The organism is Pseudomonas fragi (genome assembly GCF_900105835.1).
Classification (GTDB): Bacteria; Pseudomonadota; Gammaproteobacteria; order Pseudomonadales; family Pseudomonadaceae; genus Aquipseudomonas; species Aquipseudomonas fragi.
On sequence record NZ_LT629783.1, the window covers coordinates 2,934,862 to 2,957,938 of the forward strand.

Consider the following 23,077-nt stretch of genomic DNA (forward strand, 5'->3'; position numbering starts at 1 on the left):
CAATTACCACAGCCCCCTGTGGGAGCCGGGCTTGCCCGCGATGGCCTTTACGCAAATGCCCTGACAGACCGCGCTCGTCGCAGCGCGGGCAACGATAAATGCGTCAAATCCCGGCCATAAAAAAACGCCCCCGACCGCAAGGTCGGGGGCGTTTTTGTAACCGCTAACTAAGTAACTTAGTTTTTGGCCTTTTTAGCAGCGCGGGTACGCTCGCCTTCGTCCAGGATCTTCTTGCGAAGACGGATGGACTTAGGAGTTACTTCGCACAGCTCGTCGTCCTGGATGAATTCCAGAGCCTGTTCCAGAGTGAAACGAACAGGTGGAACCAGAGCGATGGTTTCGTCTTTACCCGAAGCACGCATGTTGTCGAGCTTCTTGCCCTTGGTAGGGTTAACGCCCATGTCGGTGTCACGGCTGTTCAGACCAACGATCTGACCGTTGTAGATCTCTTGACCGTGCTCAACGAACAGCTTGCCACGCGCCTGCAGGGTTTCCAGGGAGTAGGTCAGTGCCTTGCCAGTCTCAACCGATACCAGAACGCCGTTCTGACGGCCGGACATGTGGCCCGACTTCATCACGTCGTAACGGTCGAAGATGGAGGTCAGGATGCCAGCACCATTGGTCAGGGTCAGGAACTGGTTACGGAAACCGATCAGACCACGAGCAGGGATGTTGTATTCCAGACGCACACGGCCTTTGCCATCCGGCACCATGTTAGTCAGGTCGCCTTTACGCAGACCCATCTCTTCCATCACCTTGCCCTGGGATTCTTCTGGCAGGTCGATGGTGACGTTTTCGAACGGTTCGTGCTTGACGCCGTCAACCAGGCGGATGATTACTTCTGGACGACCAACGCCCATTTCGAAGCCTTCACGACGCATGGTTTCGATCAGTACGGACAAGTGCAGCTCGCCACGGCCCGATACCTTGAACTTGTCAGCCGAGTCGCCTTCTTCAACGCGCAGTGCAACGTTGTACAGCAGCTCTTTGTCCAGACGTTCCTTGATGTTACGGGAAGTCACGAACTTGCCTTCTTTACCGCAGAATGGCGAGTCGTTTACCTGGAAGGTCATGGAAACGGTTGGCTCGTCAACGGTCAACGGCTTCATCGCTTCAACGTTCATCGGATCACACAGGGTGTCGGAGATGAACAGCGAATCCATACCGCTGATGCAAACGATGTCGCCTGCCGAAGCTTCTTCAACGTCTACACGGTGCAGACCGTGGTGACCCATCAGCTTCAGGATACGACCGTTGCGGCGCTTGCCGTCAGCGTCGATGGCAACAACCGGGGTGTTCGGCTTGACGCGACCACGAGCGATACGGCCAACGCCGATAATGCCCAGGAAGCTGTTGTAGTCCAGTGCCGAGATTTGCATCTGGAACGGACCGTCACGGTCTACAGCTGGTGCTGGTACGTTGTCGACGATCGACTGGTACAGCGGGGTCATGTCTTCAGCCATGTCGGTGTGGTCAAGACCAGCAATACCGTTCAGGGCAGAGGCGTAAACCACTTTGAAGTCCAGCTGTTCTTCGGTAGCACCCAGGTTGTCGAACAGGTCGAAGATCTGGTCCAGAACCCAGTCCGGACGCGCGCCAGGACGGTCAACCTTGTTGATGACCACGATTGGACGCAGGCCGGCTTCGAAAGCCTTCTTGGTCACGAAACGGGTTTGCGGCATAGGGCCGTCTTGAGCGTCAACCAGCAGCAGAACGGAGTCAACCATCGACATTACGCGTTCAACTTCGCCGCCGAAGTCGGCGTGGCCCGGGGTATCCACGATGTTGATGTGGTAGCCGTTCCAGTTGATGGCGGTGTTTTTCGCCAGAATGGTAATACCGCGCTCTTTCTCCTGGTCGTTGGAGTCCATTACGCGTTCGTCGTTAAGCTCGTTGCGCTCCAGGGTGCCGGATTGACGCAAGAGTTTGTCTACCAGGGTGGTTTTACCGTGGTCAACGTGAGCAATGATGGCGATGTTACGTAGATTTTCGATCACTTGTGTATCTCGATCAGAGGATTCGGTGTGCTGACTGAGTCCAGGCAGCGATTAACAGTAGAGTCCGTGCAAGCCGTTACAGCTTGACGGCGGCGTCGGGGGGCCGGTGACGCAGGCCACAGGCATACAGCCCCGGGCTCTTAGCTCGGTCGATAAACGCGCACATTGGCATGTCCCTCACTGAGCAAATGGTGAGCATGCAGGCGACTCATCACGCCTTTGTCGCAATACAACAGGTACTGACGGGTGTCATCCAGTTCCTTGAAGCGGCTGTTCAAAGCATAGAACGGCAACGCTTGTACTTCGATGCCAGCCAGTTCCAGCGGTTGATCTTCCTGAGCATCCGGGTGACGGATGTCGATTACGATCTGGCCCGCCAGCACTTCGCTGACTTCTTCGACTTGCAAGTCCTGGCCCAATTCATCGATCACCCGATCAATCGGCACCAGTTTGGCCCGCTCAAGCGCACGCTCGAGCACGGCCATATCAAACTGTTGTTCTTCATACTCCACGCGGTTGCGCTTGGCGTGGGTCTTGGGGTTGACCGAAATCACCCCGCAATATTCAGGCATGTGCTTGGCAAAATCGGCCGTACCGATTTCTTCCGCCAAATCAATGATGTCCTGCTTGTGGCTCGCGATCAGCGGGCGCAGCACCAGTTTGTCCGTAGCTGAATCGATCAGCGACAAATTGGGCAGTGTCTGGCTGGACACCTGGGAAATCGCTTCCCCGGTCACCAGCACTTCGATATCCAGGCGTTCGGCAATACGTGTTGCAGCGCGCAACATCATACGCTTCAAAATGACGCCCATATGACTGTTATCGACTTTGCCGAGAATTTCGCCCAAAACTTCTTCGAACGGAACGCTGACAAACAGCACGCGCTGGGAGCTGCCGTACTTCTTCCATATATAGTGCGCGACTTCCATCACGCCCAGTTCATGGGCACGTCCGCCCAGGTTGAAGAAGCAGAAGTGGCTCATCAGGCCGCGACGCATGATCTGGTAGGCCGCCACGGTGGAATCGAACCCACCCGACATCAGCACCAGGGTCTGCTCAAGCGAACCCAGCGGGTAGCCACCAATACTGTCGTGCTGATTGTGAATCACAAACAACCGTTGGTCGCGAATTTCAATTCGAACTTCAATTTCGGGCTTTTTCAGCTCGATTCCGGCCGCACCGCACTCACGCCGCAGCTTGCTGCCGACGTATTTCTCGACTTCCATCGAGGTAAACGGGTGCTTGCCAGCGCGCTTGCAACGCACCGAAAAGAGTTTGCCCGCCAGTGCATCGCCGAAGTGCAGCTTGCACTTCTCAACGATGTCGTCGAAGTCGCCCAGAGGGTACTCGTCGACCTGCAGGAAATGCGCGATGCCCGGCATGCAGCTCAGGCGTTCGGTCATTTCTTTCAAGGCTTTAGGGTCGGTTACGCGCGTTTGCAGCTCGATGTTGTCCCACACGCCCGTCACCACCACAGCCGGGTCCAGATCGCGGAGCACAGTGCGGATGTTTTTGGCCAATTGACGGACGAAACGCATCCGAACCGGACGGCTCTTGATAGTGATTTCGGGGAAGACTTTAACGATTAGTTTCATGAAAACAGCGCGCGAGCAGCCTGCCAAAAAAGGGGGGCGCGGATTATAGCGGAAATTGCTCAAGGTTTAACCAGTTATCGTACAAACGGTTTTCGTCGCACCAAAATGGAACATAAACGCTCGATTTCGCTTCATTTGGGTGCGATAAACGCCGCTAATCGGTAGTCTGCCCCGCTTACCTGCTTGAGATTGGCGCATTACGCCCAAGTCGGGGCACTGGCATGCAATTTGCTCCCTTGTGAGGCAGGTTGCCTTGGCAGAGTATTCGCGCCGGCATCAACCACTTATTAAGGGCATTCCACTACCCGCCCTAAGCCACCCCGGAGGACACTATGTCGAAGTCGGTTCAACTCATCAAAGATCATGACGTCAAGTGGATTGATCTGCGCTTCACTGATACCAAAGGCACTCAGCACCACGTGACCATGCCGGCCCGTGATGCGCTGGATGAAAACTTCTTCACCGACGGCAAAATGTTCGACGGCTCCTCCATCGCTGGCTGGAAAGGCATCGAAGCGTCCGACATGATCCTGCTGCCAGACGACAGCACGGCCGTTCTGGACCCGTTCACCGAACAGCCTACGCTGATCCTGGTGTGCGACATCATCGAACCTTCGACCATGCAGGGCTATGACCGCGACCCACGCGCCATCGCTACCCGTGCCGAGGAATACCTGAAGTCCACCGGTATCGGCGACACCGTTTTCGTTGGCCCGGAGCCAGAGTTCTTCATCTTCGACCAGGTGAAATTCAAGTCCGACATCTCCGGTTCGATGTTCAAGATCTACTCCGAACAAGGTTCGTGGATGTCCGACCAGGACGTGGAAGGCGGCAACAAAGGCCACCGTCCTGGCGTCAAGGGCGGCTATTTCCCGGTTCCGCCATTCGACCATGACCACGAAATCCGTACCTCCATGTGCAACGCCATGGAAGAAATGGGCCTGGTTATCGAAGTTCACCACCACGAAGTGGCAACTGCTGGCCAGAACGAAATCGGCGTGCAGTTCAACACCCTGGTGAAAAAAGCTGACGAAGTTCAGACCCTGAAGTACTGCGTACACAACGTGGCAGACGCCTACGGCCGTACCGCTACCTTCATGCCAAAGCCTCTGTACGGCGACAACGGCTCGGGTATGCACGTTCACATGTCCATTTCCAAAGATGGCAAGAACACCTTCGCAGGCGAAGGCTATGCCGGCCTGTCCGACACTGCCCTGTACTTCATCGGCGGTATCATCAAGCACGGTAAGGCCCTGAACGGCTTCACCAACCCGGCTACCAACTCCTACAAGCGTCTGGTACCAGGTTTCGAAGCGCCGGTCATGCTGGCCTACTCGGCTCGTAACCGTTCGGCTTCGATCCGTATTCCTTACGTGTCCAGCCCTAAAGCTCGCCGTATCGAAGCTCGTTTCCCGGACCCGGCAGCCAACCCATACCTGTGCTTTGCCGCACTGATGATGGCTGGTCTGGACGGTATCCAGAACAAGATCCACCCTGGCGACGCAGCTGACAAAAACCTGTATGACCTGCCGCCTGAAGAGGCCAAAGAGATCCCACAAGTTTGCGGCAGCCTGAAAGAAGCCCTGGAAGAGCTGGACAAGGGCCGTGCGTTCCTGACCAAAGGCGGCGTTTTCAGCGACGACTTCATCGACGCGTACATCGCCCTGAAAAGCGAAGAAGAAATCCAGGTTCGTACCTTCGTACACCCACTGGAATACGAGCTGTACTACAGCTGCTAATCCGGTGACGCCCGCGCAAGCGGCGTGATTCGAAAAAGCCTCCTTCGGGAGGCTTTTTTGTGGGCGTCGTCTTACGCAAGCATCGGATCAGAGCCTCTGGATTCGTGTCAGTCCCTGACAGCCACCTGATTGGGTGATGGGTAGTTTATGGCCCTCAACCACTGGAGACTGACATGCACCCCCTACTCACCCTCAAAGCCCTGCTGTTGTCGTTCGCCTGCCTGCTTCTGCTGGGCTGCGCCAGCCCACCCACTGCTGTGAAGGTCGAGCAACTGCTCAAGACCGGGCAATCGTGGATTGGCACCCCTTACACCTGGCCGGACGGCAAGCCGGAATTCACCGTGGTCAAAATCACCCTTCCGGCCAGCACCGCACTGAAATGGCACACGCACCCCATGCCTAATATCGCCTATGTGGTGGCTGGCGAACTGACGGTTGAAACCGAAGACGGCCTGCACAAAACCACACTTAGGCCTGGCCAGGCACTGCCCGAGATGGTCAACACCGCCCATCGCGGCACCAGCGGAAAGGCCCCGGTTGAACTGATCGTGTTCTATGCCGGCACACCTGGCATGCCCTTGTCCCATTAACCACGCAAGGCCCGTAGCAGCTGCCGGAGGCTGCGTCCGAGCGCGAAGCGGTCGCCACATCAGAGATCGCGGTGTCTCAGTTCAATCGCGCACTCAGGGTTTGCGACCGCTGCGCGCTCGAACGCAGCCTTCGGCAGCTGCTACAGACGCCCGGCTGCGGCAATAACAACAATCCCATGCCCTTTTTCAAGCAACTGAATCCATTCACCTAAATTGCACTATATTGGTGCAACTATAGTTTGATAGTGCATTAACCAGCCCAATTTGGTTCAAAAACACTCGCGAGCCGGATTGCGGCGATATGCGTTCAAGTTGTAAACGCCTATTTCAGGGGGGCGACGCTTCTTTTCGGAGCCTTGGTTTGGTTTTTGCATTTTCCTTGCACCAGCGCTTCACCCGCGCACGCAATCCGGGATCGGCCCATGACCATCAGTGACGCCCTGCACCGACTGTTACTCGACAACCTGACCACCGCAACGCTTCTACTCAATGCCGACCTGCGCCTTGAGTACATGAACCCGGCGGCAGAGATGCTGCTGGCGATCAGCGGTCAACGCAGTCACGGGCAATTCATCAGCGAGCTGTTCACTGAGTCCACCGAGGCACTGCACTCGCTGCGCCAGGCGGTTGAGCAAGCACACCCGTTTACCAAGCGCGAAGCCATGCTGACCTCGCTGACGGGCCAGAACCTGACGGTGGACTATGCAGTAACGCCCATCTTGAGCAACGCCGGCACCCTGCTGCTGCTTGAGGTGCACCCCCGCGACCGCCTGCTGCGCATCACCAAAGAAGAAGCCCAGCTGTCCAAGCAGGAAACCAGCAAGATGCTGGTGCGCGGCCTGGCCCACGAAATCAAGAACCCGCTGGGCGGCATTCGCGGCGCGGCCCAGTTGCTGGCCCGCCAACTGCCCGACGAAAACCTGCGCGACTACACCAACGTCATCATTGAAGAAGCTGACCGCCTGCGTAACCTGGTCGACCGCATGCTGGGCTCCAACAAACTGCCGTCGCTGGCCATGACCAACGTCCACGAAGTGCTTGAACGCGTGTGCAATCTGGTCGAGGCCGAGACACAGGGCAGCATCACGTTGGTGCGTGACTATGACCCCAGCCTGCCCGACCTGCTGATCGACCGTGAACAGATGATCCAGGCAGTACTCAATATCGTGCGCAACGCGATGCAGGCCATCGGCAGCCAGAACGAGCTGCGCCTGGGGCGCATCAGCCTGCGCACCCGCGCCATGCGCCAGTTCACCATTGGCCATATACGCCACCGGCTGGTCACCAAAATCGAAATTATCGACAACGGCCCGGGCATACCGGCCGAACTGCAGGACACCCTGTTTTTTCCGATGGTCAGCGGCCGCCCGGACGGTACCGGGCTGGGCCTGGCCATCACGCAAAACATCATCAGTCAGCACCAGGGGTTGATCGAGTGTGAAAGCCACCCCGGCCACACACTCTTCTCGATCTTTCTACCACTGGAACAAGGAGCCGCATCGACATGAGCCGAAGTGAAACCGTGTGGATCGTCGACGACGACCGTTCAATCCGCTGGGTCCTGGAAAAAGCCTTGCAACAGGAAGGCATGACCACACAAAGTTTCGACAGTGCCGATGGGGTCATGAGCCGACTGGCTCGCCAGCAGCCTGACGTGATCATTTCCGATATCCGCATGCCCGGTTCCAGCGGCCTGGACCTGCTCGCCAAAATCCGCGAGCAACACCCGCGCCTGCCGGTGATCATCATGACGGCTCATTCCGACCTGGACAGCGCAGTGGCGTCCTACCAGGGCGGGGCATTCGAATACCTGCCCAAACCGTTCGACGTCGACGACGCCGTGTCCCTGGTCAAGCGCGCCAACCAGCACGCCCAGGAACAACAAGGCCTGGCCGTGGCGCCGACGCTGGCCCCCACCCCGGAAATCATCGGCGAAGCGCCGGCCATGCAAGAGGTGTTTCGGGCCATTGGCCGCCTGAGCCACTCCAACATCACGGTGTTGATCAACGGCGAGTCAGGCACGGGCAAAGAGCTGGTGGCCCACGCCCTGCACCGCCACAGCCCGCGCGCCGCATCACCGTTTATCGCGTTGAACATGGCTGCGATCCCCAAGGACCTGATGGAATCCGAGCTGTTCGGCCATGAAAAAGGCGCTTTCACCGGCGCTGCGAACCTGCGCCGCGGCCGTTTTGAACAGGCCGATGGCGGCACTTTGTTCCTCGATGAAATCGGCGACATGCCGGCCGACACCCAGACCCGCCTGCTGCGGGTGCTGGCCGATGGCGAGTTCTACCGGGTTGGCGGGCACATGCCGGTCAAGGTCGATGTTCGCATCATCGCCGCCACGCACCAGAACCTGGAAACCCTGGTGCAGGCCGGCAAGTTTCGTGAAGACCTGTTTCACCGCCTGAACGTGATCCGCATCCATATCCCGCGCCTGTCGGACCGCCGCGAAGATATCCCGACCCTGGCCCGGCATTTCCTCAGCAGCGCTGCGCAAGAGCTGTCAGTGGAGCCCAAACTGCTCAAGGCCGAGACCGAGCAATATCTGAAAAACCTGCCGTGGCCGGGCAATGTGCGCCAGCTGGAGAACACTTGCCGCTGGATCACGGTGATGGCATCGGGTCGCGAAGTACATATCGGTGACCTGCCCCCTGAGCTGCTGAACCTGCAACAGGACGCCTCCCCTGTCACCAACTGGGAGCAGGCGCTGCGCCAGTGGGCTGATCAGGCGCTGGGGCGTGGCCAGTCCAATCTGCTCGACAGTGCCGTACCCACCTTTGAGCGGATCATGATCGAAACCGCGCTCAAGCACACCGCAGGCCGTCGCCGCGACGCTGCGGTGCTGCTGGGCTGGGGCCGCAACACCTTGACCCGCAAGATCAAGGAACTGGGCATGAAGATCGATGGCGACGAGGATGAGGGCGACGAGGCCTGAAGCCGTTCAAAAGCGCCCTCACCCCAACCCTCTCCCGGAGGGAGAGGGAGCTGATTGGCGGTGTTGCATAAATCTGCTTTTGCTTTTAGTCCCCCTCTCCCTCCGGGAGAGAGAGCTGATTGGTGGTGCTGCATAAATCTGCTTTTGCTTTTAGTCCCCTCTCCCTCCGGGAGAGGGTTAGGGTGAGGGGCTCTTGATCTGACCGCACCACCCTCAAGCAACCTGCCCCAATATCGTGCACAGCTCTAGCCCAAGGGTTTGCGCCAAACCCTGGAACAAAATCAGCCCCCAAACAAAAGCCCCGGAATCCGGGGCTTTTGCGTACTCAAGAGGCAATTTTTACAAAGAGTCAAAAACTGGCACGCCCCCTGCAATACCTATTACACGCAACACCGGTTTAGGGGACCTTGATACAGGCAGGTCAAGACTCCCCACTTTTACACCCGCAGCCTTGATGCCTTTTGCATCAACGCGCACAACGCTTTTGGGGAACCCGGTACAGGCAGGCTGGAATTCCCTCTTTTATTACTCTCGCAGGTTCACCTGCAACCGCCAGCGCCCATCCTGCGGCGCCCCGGCCCAGTCGCCCCGCAAGGCACGGGCCGCCACCAGGGTCAGCAGCAACCCGCTATCTGTATCACGCACCCGCCAGTTCACACTCTTGCCGTTAAACGTCAACTGGCCGCTCTGCACCTTGCCCTTGGCATCGAACAGCAACCCCAGCGTGCCGTCGACCAACTCGCCATGCAGCTTGGGCTCGGCGCTGAACCACACCACCAGGCCACCGGGCAGCACGTCCACCTGTTGCAGCTCAACCGGGGTTGGCGCGGTCAAACGACCGATCATCATCCCCACCATCACGCCCACTATCACCAAAGAACCCAAAACCCGTGGCCATAGTTTCGGTCGCGGGTCTTCTTCAGGCGTAGAATGCTGCCCATCTTTAAGTTCGGAGCCGTGCATGTTTCACGTCATCCTTTTTCAACCAGAAATTCCGCCGAATACCGGCAACATTATCAGGCTGTGCGCCAACAGCGGCTGCCACCTGCATTTGATCGAGCCTATCGGTTTTGAGCTGGACGACAAGCGCTTGCGCCGGGCAGGGCTCGATTACCACGAGTATGCGCCACTCAAGCGGCATGCCGACCTGGCCAGTTGCCTTGAAAGCCTGGGCCATCCGCGCCTGTTTGCCTTCACCACCAAAGGCTCGAAGCCGTTTCACGACGTGCAGTTTGCCGAGGGCGATGCCTTTCTCTTCGGCCCTGAAAGCCGTGGCTTGCCGCCTGAGGTGCTCGACGCCCTGGACGGCGATCACCGCCTGCGCCTGCCCATGCGCGAAGGCTGCCGCAGCCTGAACCTGTCCAACACCGTGGCCGTGGCGGTGTACGAAGCCTGGCGCCAGCAAGGGTTCAAGTAATCACACCACCCCTGTGGGAGCGGGCTTGCCCGCGATGCAGGCTACGCGGTGTACCTGTTGCACTGCAGCGATTCCATCGCGAGCAAGCCCGCTCCAACACACAAAAAAAGCGCCCTTAAGGCGCTTTTTTTGTGGCATCGGCTGTTTATTGAACAGTCGGGCTGCCTTCTTCCTGCATGCGCTGCAGTTCTTGCGCGTACAGGGCATCGAAGTTCACCGGAGCCAGCATCAACGCCGGGAACGAGCCGCGAGTTACCAGGCTGTCCAGGGTTTCACGGGCATACGGGAACAGGATGTTCGGGCAGAACGCGCCCAGGGTGTGGTTCATCGACGCTGGATCAAGGTTTTTGATCAGGAAGATGCCAGCCTGTTGCACTTCAGCAATAAACGCCACTTCGTCGCCGTTTTTAACGGTAACCGACAGGGTCAGAACCACTTCGTGGAAGTCGCCTTCCAGCGGCTTTTGACGGGTGTTCAGGTCCAGGCCAACGCTCGGCTCCCACTGCTGACGGAAGATCGCCGGGCTTTTTGGCGCTTCGAACGACAGGTCACGCACGTAGATGCGCTGCAGGGAGAATTGTGGAGCGGTGTCTTCATCGCTAACAGCAGCGGTGTTCTGTTGGTCAGTCATCACAGATCCTTGTTGATCTTGGGGCTTATAGAGAATGAGAGTCAGACGTTCAGCAGCGCATCCAATTTACCTGCGCGCTCAAGAGCAAACAGGTCATCGCATCCGCCAACATGCTTGTCACCGATCCAGATTTGCGGGACCGACGTGCGACCGGCCTTCTGCGCCATCTCGGCGCGTACCTGTGGCTTGCCGTCGACCTTGATTTCTTCGAAGGCAACACCCTTGTTCTCAAGCAGGGCCTTGGCCCGCATGCAGTAAGGGCAGTAGTCGCTGGAGTAAACGATGACCTTGGACATGCTTACTTCACCACTGGCAGGTTGTCGGCGCGCCAGCTGGAGATGCCGCCAGACAGCTTGGCCGCATTGTAGCCAGCCTTGAGCAGCTCACGGGCATGGCCGCCCGAGTGCTGGCCGGCAGCGTCGACCAGAATGAGGGTCTTGCCCTTGTGCTTGTCCAGCTCGGCAATGCGCGCCATCAGTTTGTCTTGCGGGATATTAATAGCACCCACGATGTGGCCGGCGGCAAAATCCTTGGCCGGGCGAATATCAATCACCACACCTTCGTCGCGATTGACCAGGCCGGTCAGTTCGCCCGTGCTGATGCTGCGCCCGCCACGGCTCATCTCGTGGGCGATCAACAGCGCCAGCAGGATGACAAACGCGCCTACAAGCAGGTAGTGAGAAGTCGCAAATGCAATCAGGTGCTCAACCATCAGAAGGTTCCAGGGTCGTAAAATGTGGGCCAGTATACACAGCCACCTTGGTCGGCCAAACCCCGCCCGGCGGTGACGCCACATGAACTTCGCTTTAAACTGCGCGTCCTCTGCATACCTTCTTATAAACCAGCCACGAGTGGGATCTATGACTACCACGCCTAAACCTTTGGTCCTGATCATCCTGGATGGCTTCGGTCACAGTGAAAGTCACGAATACAACGCCGTTTATTCGGCCAAGAAACCGGTGCTGGATCGTCTTTGCGCGAGCATGCCGAACGGCCTGATCTCGGGTTCGGGCATGGATGTCGGTCTGCCTGACGGCCAGATGGGCAACTCCGAGGTCGGCCACATGAACCTGGGCGCCGGCCGCGTGGTGTATCAGGATTTCACCCGTGTCACCAAATCCATCCGCGATGGCGAGTTCTTTGAAAACCCGACCATTTGTGCCGCGGTCGACAAGGCCGTGGGTGCAGGCAAGGCCGTGCATATCCTGGGTTTGCTGTCCGATGGTGGCGTACACAGCCATCAGGACCACCTGATCGCAATGGCCGAGCTGGCCTTTAAACGCGGCGCAGAAAAAATCTACCTGCACGCCTTCCTCGATGGCCGCGATACCCCGCCAAAAAGCGCGGCTTCGTCCATTGAGCTGCTGGACGAGGCGTTCAAGGACCTGGGCAAGGGCCGTATCGCCAGCCTGATTGGCCGTTACTTCGCAATGGACCGCGATAATCGCTGGGACCGCGTAGAGCAGGCGTACAACCTGATCGTCGACGGCAAGGGCGAGTTCAACGCCGCCACCGCCCAACAAGGCCTGGAAGCGGCCTACGAGCGTGGCGAAAGCGACGAGTTCGTCAAGGCCACCACCATCGGCGAGCCCGTGAAGGTTGAAGACGGCGACGCCGTGGTCTTCATGAACTTCCGTGCCGACCGCGCCCGCGAACTGACCCGGGTGTTCGTTGAAGATGATTTCGACGCCTTCGCCCGCGCCCGTCAGCCAAAGCTGGCCGGTTTCGTGATGCTGACCCAATACGCTGCCAGCATCCCGGCGCCCAGCGCATTTGCCCCCGGCAGCCTGGAAAACGTACTGGGCGATTACCTGGCCAAAAACGGCAAAACCCAGCTGCGCATCGCCGAAACCGAAAAATACGCCCACGTGACCTTCTTCTTTTCGGGCGGGCGTGAAGAACCGTTCCCGGGCGAAGAGCGCATTCTGGTGCCGTCGCCGAAAGTCGCCACCTACGACCTGCAGCCGGAAATGAGCGCCCCCGAAGTCACCGACCATATCGTCGACGCCATCGAAAACCAGCGTTATGACGTGATTGTGGTCAATTACGCCAACGGCGACATGGTCGGCCACAGTGGTGTATTCGACGCCGCCGTCAAAGCGGTTGAGTGCCTGGATGCCTGCGTGGGCCGTATCGTTGAAGCGCTGGACAAGGTTGGTGGCGAAGCCCTGATCACCGCTGACCACGGCAACGTCGAGCAAATGGAAGACGAGTCCACAGGCCAGGCACACACCGCCCACACCTGCGAACCCGTACCGTTCATCTATGTGGGCAAGCGTGCGCTCAAGGTTCGCGAAGGCGGCGTACTGGCCGACGTGGCGCCGACCATGCTCAAGCTGCTGGGCCTGCCTCAGCCGCAAGAGATGACCGGCAAATCGATTCTGGTTGACGCATAAAACAATGCAATGCCTGTGGGAGCGGGCTTGCTCGCGATACCGGCGACGCGGTGCATCAGGCATTGTGTGGTGATGCTATCGCGAGCAAGCCCGCTCCCACAGGATCAACGGCTACAATTTCACCTTCATCCATTTCTTATAGGTGACGAGGGCGGGCATACTAGGCCGTCCCGTTCCCCAGGTGTCGCCCGCCCCATGCTTCGCGCCCTTATAGCCCTGACCCTCGCATGCCTGCTCCAACCGGCGTTTGCCGACGAGCGCGCGCAAACCCAACAGCAGCTGGATGCTACGCGCCAGGATATCAGCGAGCTGAAAAAGCTCCTGGGCAAGCTCCAGGAAGAAAAATCCGGCGTGCAGAAAGACCTGCGCGGCACCGAAACCGAAATCGGCAAGCTGGAGAAGCAGGTAGAAGCCCTGCAACAAGAACTAAAAAAGAGTGAAGGCGAGCTGCTGCGCCTAGATAGCGAGAAAAAAAAACTCCACAGCGCAAAACTTGAACAGCAACGCCTGATCGCCATTCAGGCCCGTGCCGCCTATCAGGGCGGGCGTCAGGAATACCTGAAGATGCTGCTCAACCAGCAAAACCCCGAGAAGTTCGCCCGAACGCTCACCTATTACGATTACCTGAGCGAAGCCCGCCTGGCCCAGCTCAAGGGTTTTAACGAAACCCTGCGCCAGTTGGCCAATGTCGAAGCCGATATCAACTTGCAGCAAGCGCAACTGCTGACCCAGAAAAGCAGCCTGGACGCCCAGCGCGCCGAGCTCGACAAGGTGCGTGCAGAGCGTCAGCAAGTCCTGGCCAAGCTCAATACCGACGTCAAGGACCGCGACCAGAAGCTGCAGGCTCGCGAGCAAGATCAGGCCGATCTGGCTAACGTCCTCAAGACCATCGAAGAAACGCTCGCCCGCCAGGCCCGCGAAGCCGAACAGGCACGACAAAAAGCCCTGATTGCGCAACAGGAAGCCGAGAAAAAACGCCAGCGCGAGGCTGCCTCGGTGGCCACCGACGCCCCGCGCAAACCGGTGCAATCCACGCCGGGTCCCTTGGTCTCCAGCGCAGGTGCGTCCTACGGCGGTGCTTTTTCTCAAGCCCGGGGCAAACTTCCGTGGCCGGTTGATGGTCGACTGCTTGCACGCTTCGGTGAAACCCGTGGCGACGACTCGCGCACCAAGTGGGACGGCGTGATGATCAGTGCAGGTGCCGGCACCCAGGTACACGCCGTACACGGTGGTCGCGTGGTGTTTGCCGACTGGCTGCGCGGTGCAGGCCAACTGGTGATTCTGGACCACGGTAATGGTTTCTTAAGCTTGTATGGCCACAATCAGACGTTGCTCAAGTCTGCCGGCGACGTTGTAAAAGCCGGCGAGGTGATTTCCACCGTGGGCAACAGCGGTGGTCAGGCCACGCCAGCACTGTATTTTGCTATTCGTCAGCAGGGACGCCCAAGCGACCCTGCACAATGGTGTCGCACTCAGGGATGAGTCCATCACCTTTAATACGTAGGAGTTCGCTCAACATGCCGCATTTGTCCCGCCTCAACTCGCTGGCCCTGACGATCGCTCTGCTGATCGGCTCGCCATTGGCATTTGCTGCCGAGCCGAGCATTCCGCCAGCCGGGGCTGCTACCAGCGCCAAGGCACCGCTGCCTCTGGAAGAGCTGCGCACATTTGCCGAGGTCATGGATCGGATCAAGGCCGCCTATGTTGAGCCGGTAGACGACAAAACCCTGCTGGAGAATGCCATCAAGGGCATGCTCAGCAACCTCGACCCGCATTCTGCCTACCTGGGGCCGGAAGATTTCGCCGAGCTGCAGGAAAGCACCAGCGGCGAGTTCGGCGGGTTGGGTATTGAGGTCGGCACTGAAGACGGCAACATCAAAATCGTCTCGCCGATCGACGACACCCCTGCCAGCAAGGCCGGCATCCAGGCCGGTGACTTTATCGTCAAGATCAATGGCCAGCCCACTCGCGGCCTGAGCATGACCGAAGCCGTGGACAAAATGCGCGGCAAGATCGGCCAGAAAATCACCCTGACCCTGGTGCGCAACGGCGGCACGCCTTTCGACGTGACCCTGACCCGCGCCAATATCCAGGTCAAGAGCGTCAAGGCCCAGCTGCTTGAAGATGGCTACGGCTATATCCGTATTACCCAGTTCCAGGTCAAGACCGGCGAAGAAGTGGCCGCAGCACTGTCCAAACTGCGCCGCGAAAACGGCAATAAACGCCTCAAGGGCATCATCCTCGACCTGCGCAACAACCCGGGCGGCGTGCTGCAGTCGGCAGTTGAAGTGGTAGACCATTTCATCACCAAGGGTCTGATCGTCTACACCAAGGGCCGCATTGCCAACTCGGAGCTGCGTTTCTCGGCCACCGGCAAGGACTTGAGCGAAGGCGTGCCATTGGTGGTGCTGATCAACGGCGGCAGCGCCTCGGCGTCCGAGATCGTCGCCGGTGCCTTGCAGGATCAGAAACGCGGCGTGGTGATGGGCACCACCAGCTTCGGCAAAGGCTCGGTGCAAACCGTACTGCCACTGAACAATGACCGCGCGCTGAAGATCACCACGGCGCTGTACTTCACTCCGAACGGGCGCTCGATCCAGGCCCAGGGCATCGTGCCGGACATCGAAGTCAGCCGCGCCAAGATCACCCGCGAGCAAGACACCGAGTACTACAAGGAGGCCGACCTGCAAGGTCACCTCGGCAATGGCAACGGCGGTGCCGACAAACCGACCGGCTCCGGCCCCAAAGCCAAGCCAATGCCCCAGGACGATGACTTCCAGCTGAGCCAGGCCCTGAGCCTGCTTAAAGGCTTGAGCATCACACGCGGCAACTGAGGTGCGTCTTCCCCTGGCCTTCGCCCTGCTCTGCTGCCTGACCGGTGCCGCCCACGCGGCACCGGCCAGCGCGCCCGCCACACCGCACAAGGCTTACTTGAGCCTGATCATCGATGACCTGGGGCAAAACCTGCCCCGGGACCGCCGCGTGCTGGCCTTGCCCGGCCCGGTTACCACCGCTGTGATGCCCGACACCCCCCATGCCGCCGAGTTTGCCCGCGAAGCCCACAAGGCCGGCAAGATCGTGATCTTGCATATGCCGATGGACCCGGCCACCGGGCCTTTTGCCTGGCACCCGGACTTGCCAGTCGACGAACTGGCAAAACGCCTCAACGCCGCATTCAAGGCCGTGCCCTACACCAGCGGCATCAACAACCATATGGGCAGCCGCATGACCTCCCAGCCGCAAGCAATGGCCTGGCTGATGGGCAATTTGCAGCAGCGCCATAAGTTCTTTGTCGACAGCCGCACCAGCGCGCAAACGGTCGCCGCAGCCGAAGCACAAAAAATCGGCCTGGCCAGTGTTTCGCGGGATGTGTTTCTCGATGATGTGCGCACAGAACAGGCGATCACCACGCAACTGCAAACCGCGATCAAGTTGGCGCACAAGCAGGGTTCGGCAGTGATGATCGGCCATCCTTATCCACAGACCCTCGCTGTGCTCGAACGCGAACTGCCCAGGCTCAAGGCCCAGGGCATTGACTGGATCGATATCAGGCAGATGATCGGTGTGCGCAGCAACAAGGCGATGGCCGGGCATGGGAAGGATGGGGTTTATCGCTGAAAACGGGATACGCACCAGCTGGCTCTTGTGGGCGCTGGCTTGCCTGCGATGCAGGCATGCGGTCTGTCAGGCAAACCGGGGGGATGCCATCGCGGGCAAGCCCGCTCCCACAGGTTAGGCAGTACCTGGGGTTACAGGTACTTCGCGCTGATCTTCTGCAGCACGCCCTCAGCCCTTAGCTGATCCAGCGCCTTCTGCAACTTGCTCACCAACTCGTCAGGCACATCCTTGTTCAGCGCCAGATACAACTCGGCCTGATGAAAGCGCAACACCGTCTTGAACCCGGAAATCCCCACTTGCCGCGCCAAAAACTGCCCGGCCGGCGCCCCCGTGGCCCACAGGTCGATTTGCCCGGCCTGCAACTTGCGGGCGTTGTCCTGATCACGCAACACGATCACCGGCGCCAGCCCCTGCTTCTCAAGGGACAGGGCAATGGCGTCGCCCTTGTAAGCCCCCACCCGGTACTGGCGGGCCTGTTCAAGGGACGTCAGGGTAATCGGGCTATCCCCTCGGGCCAGCAACACCCAGTCGTCCGGGCCGATGGGGCCTACCCACTTGAACAGTTTTTCACGCTCGGGCACGCGGGCCGTGACGAACACGCCGTAGCCGGGGTTTTCAAGGGCGAGGTGATAAATACGCTCCCAAGGGAAACGCAGGGTCATGCTGTAGGAGATATCGGCACGTTTAAAGGTTTCACGCAGGATATCGACGGCGATGCCTTCAATATTGTCGTTTTGCGCAAAATTCTTGCCGTTTTTGGCCATGTTGTAGGGCGGGAAGTTTTCAGTCAGCAATACGATCGACGGGTTCGACGTATCGGCCGCAAAAGCGGTACTCGCCAGCCACATCGTGGAACTGACGAGAACAGGCAAAAAGCGTTTGAACATGACAGGCGACCTGAATCCATGGCGTGCTCAAGAGTGCCGTGGGCACGCCATGCTGTCCAGTAGCCTTTGGCCTTAACGGACCACGATTCCGCGCTCAGCCATGTACGCCTTGGCCTCTGGCACAGTGTATTCGCCGAAGTGGAAAATACTCGCTGCCAGTACCGCACTGGCGTGACCTTCAAGGATGCCGTCAGCCAGGTGCTGCAAGTTGCCCACGCCACCCGAGGCAATCACCGGAATGCCCAGCGCATCGCTGATGGCACGGGTCACGCCCAGGTCAAAACCACTTTTCATGCCGTCCTGATCCATGCTGGTCAGCAAGATCTCGCCAGCGCCCAGGCCTTCCATCTTCATTGCCCACTCGACCGCATCGAGCCCGGTAGGCTTGCGCCCGCCGTGGGTGAAAATCTCCCAGCGCGGGGTTTCGCCCGGCAAGGAGACTTTCTTGGCATCAATGGCAACCACAATGCATTGCGAACCAAAATGCTGCGCCGCTTCGCCCACAAACTCGGGGTTGAACACCGCTGCAGTGTTGATCGAAACCTTGTCGGCCCCGGCATTGAGCAGGTTGCGGATGTCCTGGATGCAGCGCACGCCGCCGCCAACGGTCAGCGGGATAAACACCTGGCTGGCCATGCGCTCGACGGTATGCAGCGTGGTGTCGCGACCATCGACGCTGGCAGTGATATCGAGAAAGGTAATCTCGTCAGCACCCTGCTCGTCGTAGCGACGAGCGATTTCCACCGGGTCGCCGGCATCGCGAATGTTCTCGAACTTGACGCCCTTGACGACCCGGCCGTTATCCACGTCCAGGCAAGGGATGATGCGTTTGGCCAGCGCCATGGGTCTCTCCTCAGGCCTTGTAGCTGTCGCAGAAGGCTTGAGCCTCGGCTACATCCAGCGTGCCTTCATAGATGGCACGACCGGTGATGGCGCCGACGATGCCAGGAGCCCTGGCATCCATCAGGGCCTTGATATCACCCAGGTTGTGGATGCCACCCGAAGCGATCACCGGGATGCTGGTAGCAGCAGCCAATGCAGCGGTATAGCTAACGTTACAGCCCTGCATCATGCCGTCTTTGGCAATGTCGGTATAAACGATGGCCGACACGCCGTCCGCTTCAAAACGCTTGGCCAGGTCGATGACCTGCACGGTGCTGACTTCAGCCCAGCCGTCGGTGGCCACGAAGCCGTCTTTGGCATCCATACCGACAATGATCTTGCCCGGGAATGCGCGGCAGGCCTCGGCCACGAACTCCGGGTTTTTCACTGCCTTGGTGCCCAGGATCACATAGCTCACGCCCGCCTTGACGTAATGCTCGATGGTTTCCAGGGAGCGAATCCCGCCGCCGATCTGAATCGGCAGGTGCGGGTACAATTTGGCAATGGCAGTGACCACTTCGCCGTTGACCGGCTGGCCTTCAAAGGCACCGTTCAGGTCGACCAGGTGCAGACGGCGGCAACCGCCCTCTACCCATTTGGCAGCCATGCTCACCGGGTCATCGGAAAACACCGTGGAGTCTTCCATGCGGCCCTGACGCAGACGTACGCAGGCACCGTCTTTAAGATCGATAGCGGGAATAATCAGCATGTGGCAAACCTTCAAATTCGGGAGTCTGAGACTCGGAAATCAGTTCTTCTCGAGCGCCCACAGGTCGCTTTCGATGCTCTCGAACCTCTCTTTGAGGTGCGCTTGCACATCGAAAATCGCCCGATTGTAGTAATGCGGGGCGATTTCGCGGGTGAACAGCTCAAGGATTTCAGCCGCCTCGAACGAACCCAGGTCCAGTTCGAAGCGGTCTTCCATAAAGCGTTTGATCTTGCTGTTGGCTTCGCTCTCTTGCTCGGGGGTGAGCGTGAGAATCGGCGGCTTCTTGCGCGGCGCCATTACCAGCGGCCATCCCAGGCCGCAAAGTTTTCCAGCAGCTGCAAGCCGTGGGTATGGCTTTTTTCCGGGTGGAACTGCACCGCGAAGCGCGAGCCCTCGGCCAGCGCTGCGGCGAAATCAACACCGTAATGCCCGCCACCGACTACCTGGCGGGGATTGCCCGCCGCAATGTAGTAGCTGTGTACAAAGTAGAACCGCGCCAGGTCGGGGATACCGTGCCACAGCGGGTGATCGACTTTTTGCTGCACTTCGTTCCAGCCCATGTGCGGCACCTTGAGGTGCTCGCCGTCTTCGTGCAGGTCCTTGCCGAAGAACTTCACGGCGCCCGGAAACAGGCCGATGCAATCAACGCCGCCGTTCTCTTCGCTGCTGTCGAGCAAGGCTTGCATGCCGACACAAATACCGAGAAACGGACGATCCTGACTGACTTCGCGTACCAGCGAGTCAAAACCCAGACGACGGATTTCCGCCATGCAGTCGCGAATCGCGCCCACACCCGGAAACACCACGCGGTCGGCTTCGCGAATCACGCTGGCATCGCTGGTAATCAGCACCCGGCCGGCGCCAACGTGCTCCAGCGCCTTGGCCACCGAGTGCAGGTTACCCATGCCGTAATCGATTACCGCAACTGTCTGCATCAGAGCACGCCCTTGGTAGAAGGCATTTGCCCAGCCATGCGCTCATCCAGTGCAACGGCCATGCGCAGCGCGCGGCCGAAAGCCTTGAACACGGTTTCGATCTGGTGGTGGGTGTTGGTACCGCGCAGGTTGTCGATGTGCAGGCTGACATTGGCGTGGTTGACGAAGCCCTGGAAGAACTCCTGGAACAGGTCAACGTCGAAACCGCCTACGGTGGCGCGGGTATAGGGAACATGCATTTGCAGACCAGGACGACCGGAAAAGTCGATGACTACACGGGACAGCGCTTCGTCCAGCGGGACATAGGCGTGGCCGTAGCGGGTCATGCCTTTTTTGTCGCCGACGGCTTCGCTGAAGGCTTTACCCAGGGTAATGCCGACATCCTCGACGGTATGGTGATCGTCGATATGCAGGTCGCCTTTGCACTCGATGTCCAGGTCGATCAGCCCATGTCGGGCGATCTGGTCGAGCATGTGCTCAAGAAAAGGAACACCGATATCGAATCGGGCCTTACCGGTACCATCCAAGTTGATCGAGGCTTTAATCTGGGTTTCCAGAGTATCGCGCTCGACTGACGCCTTACGTTCGGCCATCACCAGCTCCGCAAAATCATTGGGCGAAAAAGGTGGCCATTATAGGCACGGGTCAGGCAAACAGAAACATTAAGGGTGCGGTGGCTGACGTAATGCGCATTGACGCACAGGCCGCGCCGCCTGAATCGCGAGCAAGCCCGCTCCCACAGAGACGCAATCCGTCTGTGGGAGCGGGCTTGCTCGCGATGGCGTCAGCGCAGACTCAACACGTCAATCAGTGAAACAACACCGCCGTCTTCTGCACCGTTACCCACACGCCCCACAGCAAGGGAATGCCCACGGCCAGCCAGGCGGCGATCACCAATGGCCGGCTGCCCGGCGCGGCTTTCCACTCCAGCGATGTGCTGGCGTCTGCGCCCTTGTCGTGCCCCAGCGCCTGTTCGGCTGCCAGTTCGGCGTCGGTCATAAAGTATTTGTCGGCCACCGGGCGCACCAGCAGGTTGCAGATAAAGCCCAGCACCAGCAGCCCGGCGAGGATGTACAAGGTGATGTCATACGCCGCCGCACGCTCTACCCCGATGCTCAGCTGATACTCGCGCAGGTAGTTGACCAGCACCGGCCCCAGCACGCCCGCAGCGGCCCAGGCCGTCAACAGGCGACCGTGGATCGCGCCGACCATTTGCGTACCGAACAGGTCGGCCAGATACGCCGGCACCGTGGCAAACCCGCCGCCGTACGTCGACAGGATGATGCAGAACGCCGCCACGAACAGCGATACGTTGCCCAGATGGCCCAGGTTCGGAATCATCGCGTACAGCGCAAAGCCCAGTGCGAAGAACACAAAGTAGGTGTTTTTTCGCCCCAGGTAATCCGAGAACGACGCCCAGAAGAATCGCCCGCCAATGTTGAACAGGCTCAGCAAACCGGTGAACCCCGCGGCAATCGCGGCGATCTGCGCCAATTGCGCGGCATCCAGCTGGCTGAAGGTGAGGTCATTGCCCAGCAACTTGCCCGCGAACACTTCCTGCAACAATGGCGAAGCCATGCCCAGGATGCCGATACCGGCCGAAACGTTAAGGCACAACACCAGCCACACCAGCGCAAACTGGGGGGTTTTCCAGGCCACACTGACGTGTACATGGCGCTGGGTGATCATCGCGTTAGACGCTTTTTTTGCCGGTGCCTTCCAGCCCTCAGGCTTCCAGCCGGTTGGTGGCACGCGATAAGACAAGGCGCCGCCGATCATGAACACGAAGTAAATCGCCGCCATTGCCACAAAGCTCTGCCACACGCCCACACCGTCAGGCCCGGCAAAATGGTTCATCAGTGCTGCAGCCAGCGGCGCACCCACCATTGCCCCGCCACCAAAGCCCATGATCGCCATGCCCGTAGCCATGCCGCGCTTGTCCGGGAACCACTTGATCAGTGTCGAAACCGGCGAAATATAGCCCAGCCCCAGGCCAATACCGCCGATAACCCCCGAGCCCAGCCACATCAACCAGATCTGGTGGGTATAAATACCCAATGCAGAAATCAGCAAGCCGCCGCACCAGCACAACGCCGACACCACACCGGCCTTGCGCGGCCCGGCGTGCTCAAGCCAGCCACCCCACACGGCTGCAGAGCAACCGAGGAAGATGAAAAACAGGGTGTAGATCCAGCCGAGCATCGAAATCGGCCAGTCGCATTGCGACGAGAACACTTGCGCGATAAAACCCATGTCCGGTGCGCAGGCCACCGGCGCAGTCACGCCCAGGGCTTTGGACAGCGGCAACCAGAACACCGAAAAACCATACGCCATGCCGATGCACAGATGGATGGCCAGTGCAGCTGGCGGCACCAGCCAGCGGTTGAAGCCGGGTTTGGCTATGATGCGTTCCTTGGACAGGAACGCAGGCTGTAGAGCAGGACTGCCTGCAGCGTTGCTGCTAGTCATGGTTATTTCCCCCAGGTAATGAAGTGATTCCCCGGACACACTCGACCCCTGACTTTGGCGCCCTTGGGCACACAGCCGTTTTTGTTGGGTAAAGACGCGGCATTTCGCCGCAGAAGGCCCGAAAAACAGACGAAGATTACCATTTGAGCGCAGGCCTGGTCCTAACCTGATGTGGTCTTTGGCCGAGCAACTGATCCGCAACTATCCACCCCCCAGTCAGCGTGCGCGTGGCGCTATACTCTGCGGCTGAATTTAAAACTTACCTTCACACAGA

Annotated in this window: 22 protein-coding genes; 9 read left to right on the forward strand and 13 right to left on the reverse strand. The window is 59.1% G+C overall.

The window, feature by feature from the left end; genetic code table 11:
• Nucleotides 1-176 precede the first annotated feature (176 nt).
• Together typA and thiI are read right to left on the reverse strand one after the other, a co-directional pair.
• Nucleotides 177-1,997 (reverse strand): translational GTPase TypA, encoded by a 1,821-nt coding sequence (typA, locus tag BLU25_RS13315; RefSeq protein ID WP_016783126.1) that lies wholly within the window; start codon nt 1,995-1,997, stop codon nt 177-179.
• Between the two features lie 140 nt (nt 1,998-2,137).
• Complete coding sequence (gene thiI / locus BLU25_RS13320) at nt 2,138-3,592, reverse strand: tRNA uracil 4-sulfurtransferase ThiI (RefSeq protein ID WP_029611684.1); 1,455 nt, start codon at nt 3,590-3,592, stop codon at nt 2,138-2,140.
• A 332-nt stretch (nt 3,593-3,924) separates the two neighbouring features.
• Between thiI and glnA the strand changes: the two genes are divergently transcribed.
• The 4 genes from glnA to ntrC all read left to right on the forward strand — a co-directional run bounded on the left by glnA (nt 3,925) and on the right by ntrC (nt 8,859).
• Nucleotides 3,925-5,331 (forward strand): glutamate--ammonia ligase, encoded by a 1,407-nt coding sequence (gene glnA / locus BLU25_RS13330; RefSeq protein ID WP_016783124.1) that lies wholly within the window; start codon nt 3,925-3,927, stop codon nt 5,329-5,331.
• Between the two features lie 173 nt (nt 5,332-5,504).
• Nucleotides 5,505-5,921 carry a cupin domain-containing protein gene (locus BLU25_RS13335; RefSeq protein ID WP_016783123.1) on the forward strand — a complete coding sequence of 139 codons (417 nt, stop codon included), beginning with the start codon at nt 5,505-5,507 and terminating at the stop codon, nt 5,919-5,921.
• A 422-nt stretch (nt 5,922-6,343) separates the two neighbouring features.
• The gene (glnL, locus tag BLU25_RS13340; RefSeq protein WP_016783122.1) at nt 6,344-7,429 is read left to right on the forward strand and encodes a nitrogen regulation protein NR(II); all 1,086 of its coding nucleotides are present in this window, start codon (nt 6,344-6,346) and stop codon (nt 7,427-7,429) included.
• Nucleotides 7,426-8,859 (forward strand): nitrogen regulation protein NR(I), encoded by a 1,434-nt coding sequence (gene ntrC / locus BLU25_RS13345; RefSeq protein ID WP_016783121.1) that lies wholly within the window; start codon nt 7,426-7,428, stop codon nt 8,857-8,859. Before glnL ends, ntrC begins: the two co-directional genes overlap by 4 nt.
• Nucleotides 8,860-9,384: 525 nt before the next feature.
• On the opposite strand, the gene BLU25_RS13350 is transcribed toward ntrC, so the two are convergent.
• Entirely contained in the window at nt 9,385-9,822 is a 438-nt protein-coding gene (locus tag BLU25_RS13350) for a hypothetical protein (RefSeq protein ID WP_029611683.1), read from the reverse strand.
• Between BLU25_RS13350 and trmL the strand changes: the two genes are divergently transcribed.
• Nucleotides 9,821-10,276 (forward strand): tRNA (uridine(34)/cytosine(34)/5-carboxymethylaminomethyluridine(34)-2'-O)-methyltransferase TrmL, encoded by a 456-nt coding sequence (gene trmL, locus BLU25_RS13355; protein ID WP_016783119.1) that lies wholly within the window; start codon nt 9,821-9,823, stop codon nt 10,274-10,276. The genes BLU25_RS13350 and trmL overlap by 2 nt on opposite strands.
• Before the next feature lie 145 nt (nt 10,277-10,421).
• Here the strand turns inward: trmL and secB are convergent, their stop codons facing one another.
• Genes secB through BLU25_RS13370 form a run of 3 tightly spaced genes read right to left on the reverse strand, consistent with a single transcriptional unit; the run spans nt 10,422 to nt 11,619 of the window.
• The gene (gene secB / locus BLU25_RS13360) at nt 10,422-10,907 is read right to left on the reverse strand and encodes a protein-export chaperone SecB (protein ID WP_003438592.1); all 486 of its coding nucleotides are present in this window, start codon (nt 10,905-10,907) and stop codon (nt 10,422-10,424) included.
• A 41-nt stretch (nt 10,908-10,948) separates the two neighbouring features.
• Complete coding sequence (gene grxC, locus BLU25_RS13365) at nt 10,949-11,203, reverse strand: glutaredoxin 3 (protein WP_016783118.1); 255 nt, start codon at nt 11,201-11,203, stop codon at nt 10,949-10,951.
• Between the two features lie 2 nt (nt 11,204-11,205).
• Entirely contained in the window at nt 11,206-11,619 is a 414-nt protein-coding gene (locus BLU25_RS13370) for a rhodanese-like domain-containing protein (RefSeq protein WP_016783117.1), read from the reverse strand.
• Between the two features lie 148 nt (nt 11,620-11,767).
• Between BLU25_RS13370 and gpmI the strand changes: the two genes are divergently transcribed.
• From gpmI to BLU25_RS13390, 4 genes are all read left to right on the forward strand, one after another.
• Nucleotides 11,768-13,303 (forward strand): 2,3-bisphosphoglycerate-independent phosphoglycerate mutase, encoded by a 1,536-nt coding sequence (gpmI, locus tag BLU25_RS13375; protein ID WP_016783116.1) that lies wholly within the window; start codon nt 11,768-11,770, stop codon nt 13,301-13,303.
• Between the two features lie 195 nt (nt 13,304-13,498).
• Nucleotides 13,499-14,785 carry a murein hydrolase activator EnvC family protein gene (locus BLU25_RS13380; RefSeq protein ID WP_016783115.1) on the forward strand — a complete coding sequence of 429 codons (1,287 nt, stop codon included), beginning with the start codon at nt 13,499-13,501 and terminating at the stop codon, nt 14,783-14,785.
• A gap of 35 nt (nt 14,786-14,820) precedes the next feature.
• Nucleotides 14,821-16,137, forward strand: a complete 1,317-nt coding sequence (locus BLU25_RS13385; RefSeq protein WP_016783114.1) for a S41 family peptidase — start codon at nt 14,821-14,823, stop codon at nt 16,135-16,137.
• Between the two features lies 1 nt (nt 16,138).
• Nucleotides 16,139-16,921 (forward strand): divergent polysaccharide deacetylase family protein, encoded by a 783-nt coding sequence (locus BLU25_RS13390; protein ID WP_016783113.1) that lies wholly within the window; start codon nt 16,139-16,141, stop codon nt 16,919-16,921.
• 131 nt (nt 16,922-17,052) lie between these two features.
• Here the strand turns inward: BLU25_RS13390 and BLU25_RS13395 are convergent, their stop codons facing one another.
• The 7 genes from BLU25_RS13395 to BLU25_RS13425 all read right to left on the reverse strand — a co-directional run bounded on the left by BLU25_RS13395 (nt 17,053) and on the right by BLU25_RS13425 (nt 22,803).
• The gene (locus BLU25_RS13395) at nt 17,053-17,808 is read right to left on the reverse strand and encodes a substrate-binding periplasmic protein (protein WP_083369680.1); all 756 of its coding nucleotides are present in this window, start codon (nt 17,806-17,808) and stop codon (nt 17,053-17,055) included.
• Between the two features lie 72 nt (nt 17,809-17,880).
• A complete protein-coding gene (gene hisF / locus BLU25_RS13400) occupies nt 17,881-18,651 on the reverse strand; it encodes an imidazole glycerol phosphate synthase subunit HisF (RefSeq protein ID WP_003438568.1) in 771 nt (256 codons plus the stop codon).
• A gap of 10 nt (nt 18,652-18,661) precedes the next feature.
• Nucleotides 18,662-19,399 carry a 1-(5-phosphoribosyl)-5-[(5-phosphoribosylamino)methylideneamino]imidazole-4-carboxamide isomerase gene (gene hisA, locus BLU25_RS13405; RefSeq protein WP_016783111.1) on the reverse strand — a complete coding sequence of 246 codons (738 nt, stop codon included), beginning with the start codon at nt 19,397-19,399 and terminating at the stop codon, nt 18,662-18,664.
• Nucleotides 19,400-19,438: 39 nt separating this feature from the next.
• Nucleotides 19,439-19,696 carry a DUF2164 domain-containing protein gene (locus BLU25_RS13410; protein WP_016783110.1) on the reverse strand — a complete coding sequence of 86 codons (258 nt, stop codon included), beginning with the start codon at nt 19,694-19,696 and terminating at the stop codon, nt 19,439-19,441.
• A complete protein-coding gene (gene hisH / locus BLU25_RS13415) occupies nt 19,696-20,334 on the reverse strand; it encodes an imidazole glycerol phosphate synthase subunit HisH (protein WP_016783109.1) in 639 nt (212 codons plus the stop codon). The genes BLU25_RS13410 and hisH overlap by 1 nt, the downstream gene beginning before the upstream one ends.
• Nucleotides 20,334-20,927 carry an imidazoleglycerol-phosphate dehydratase HisB gene (hisB, locus tag BLU25_RS13420; RefSeq protein ID WP_016783108.1) on the reverse strand — a complete coding sequence of 198 codons (594 nt, stop codon included), beginning with the start codon at nt 20,925-20,927 and terminating at the stop codon, nt 20,334-20,336. The genes hisH and hisB overlap by 1 nt, the downstream gene beginning before the upstream one ends.
• Before the next feature lie 214 nt (nt 20,928-21,141).
• A complete protein-coding gene (locus BLU25_RS13425) occupies nt 21,142-22,803 on the reverse strand; it encodes an OFA family MFS transporter (protein ID WP_016783107.1) in 1,662 nt (553 codons plus the stop codon).
• Nucleotides 22,804-23,077: the final 274 nt, after the last annotated feature.

What these genes read in the sequence shown, in the direction of transcription:
- thiI (WP_029611684.1), bottom strand. Translation starts at nt 3,592, where the DNA reads ATGAAACTAATCGTTAAAGTCTTCCCCGAAATCACTATCAAGAGCCGT.
- glnA (WP_016783124.1), top strand. Translation starts at nt 3,925, where the DNA reads ATGTCGAAGTCGGTTCAACTCATCAAAGATCATGACGTCAAGTGGATT.
- BLU25_RS13335 (WP_016783123.1), top strand. Translation starts at nt 5,505, where the DNA reads ATGCACCCCCTACTCACCCTCAAAGCCCTGCTGTTGTCGTTCGCCTGC.
- glnL (WP_016783122.1), top strand. Translation starts at nt 6,344, where the DNA reads ATGACCATCAGTGACGCCCTGCACCGACTGTTACTCGACAACCTGACC.
- ntrC (WP_016783121.1), top strand. Translation starts at nt 7,426, where the DNA reads ATGAGCCGAAGTGAAACCGTGTGGATCGTCGACGACGACCGTTCAATC.
- trmL (WP_016783119.1), top strand. Translation starts at nt 9,821, where the DNA reads ATGTTTCACGTCATCCTTTTTCAACCAGAAATTCCGCCGAATACCGGC.
- BLU25_RS13350 (WP_029611683.1), bottom strand. Translation starts at nt 9,822, where the DNA reads ATGCACGGCTCCGAACTTAAAGATGGGCAGCATTCTACGCCTGAAGAA.
- secB (WP_003438592.1), bottom strand. Translation starts at nt 10,907, where the DNA reads ATGACTGACCAACAGAACACCGCTGCTGTTAGCGATGAAGACACCGCT.
- grxC (WP_016783118.1), bottom strand. Translation starts at nt 11,203, where the DNA reads ATGTCCAAGGTCATCGTTTACTCCAGCGACTACTGCCCTTACTGCATG.
- BLU25_RS13370 (WP_016783117.1), bottom strand. Translation starts at nt 11,619, where the DNA reads ATGGTTGAGCACCTGATTGCATTTGCGACTTCTCACTACCTGCTTGTA.
- gpmI (WP_016783116.1), top strand. Translation starts at nt 11,768, where the DNA reads ATGACTACCACGCCTAAACCTTTGGTCCTGATCATCCTGGATGGCTTC.
- BLU25_RS13380 (WP_016783115.1), top strand. Translation starts at nt 13,499, where the DNA reads ATGCTTCGCGCCCTTATAGCCCTGACCCTCGCATGCCTGCTCCAACCG.
- BLU25_RS13385 (WP_016783114.1), top strand. Translation starts at nt 14,821, where the DNA reads ATGCCGCATTTGTCCCGCCTCAACTCGCTGGCCCTGACGATCGCTCTG.
- BLU25_RS13395 (WP_083369680.1), bottom strand. Translation starts at nt 17,808, where the DNA reads ATGTTCAAACGCTTTTTGCCTGTTCTCGTCAGTTCCACGATGTGGCTG.
- hisF (WP_003438568.1), bottom strand. Translation starts at nt 18,651, where the DNA reads ATGGCGCTGGCCAAACGCATCATCCCTTGCCTGGACGTGGATAACGGC.
- hisA (WP_016783111.1), bottom strand. Translation starts at nt 19,399, where the DNA reads ATGCTGATTATTCCCGCTATCGATCTTAAAGACGGTGCCTGCGTACGT.
- BLU25_RS13410 (WP_016783110.1), bottom strand. Translation starts at nt 19,696, where the DNA reads ATGGCGCCGCGCAAGAAGCCGCCGATTCTCACGCTCACCCCCGAGCAA.
- hisH (WP_016783109.1), bottom strand. Translation starts at nt 20,334, where the DNA reads ATGCAGACAGTTGCGGTAATCGATTACGGCATGGGTAACCTGCACTCG.
- hisB (WP_016783108.1), bottom strand. Translation starts at nt 20,927, where the DNA reads ATGGCCGAACGTAAGGCGTCAGTCGAGCGCGATACTCTGGAAACCCAG.
- BLU25_RS13425 (WP_016783107.1), bottom strand. Translation starts at nt 22,803, where the DNA reads ATGACTAGCAGCAACGCTGCAGGCAGTCCTGCTCTACAGCCTGCGTTC.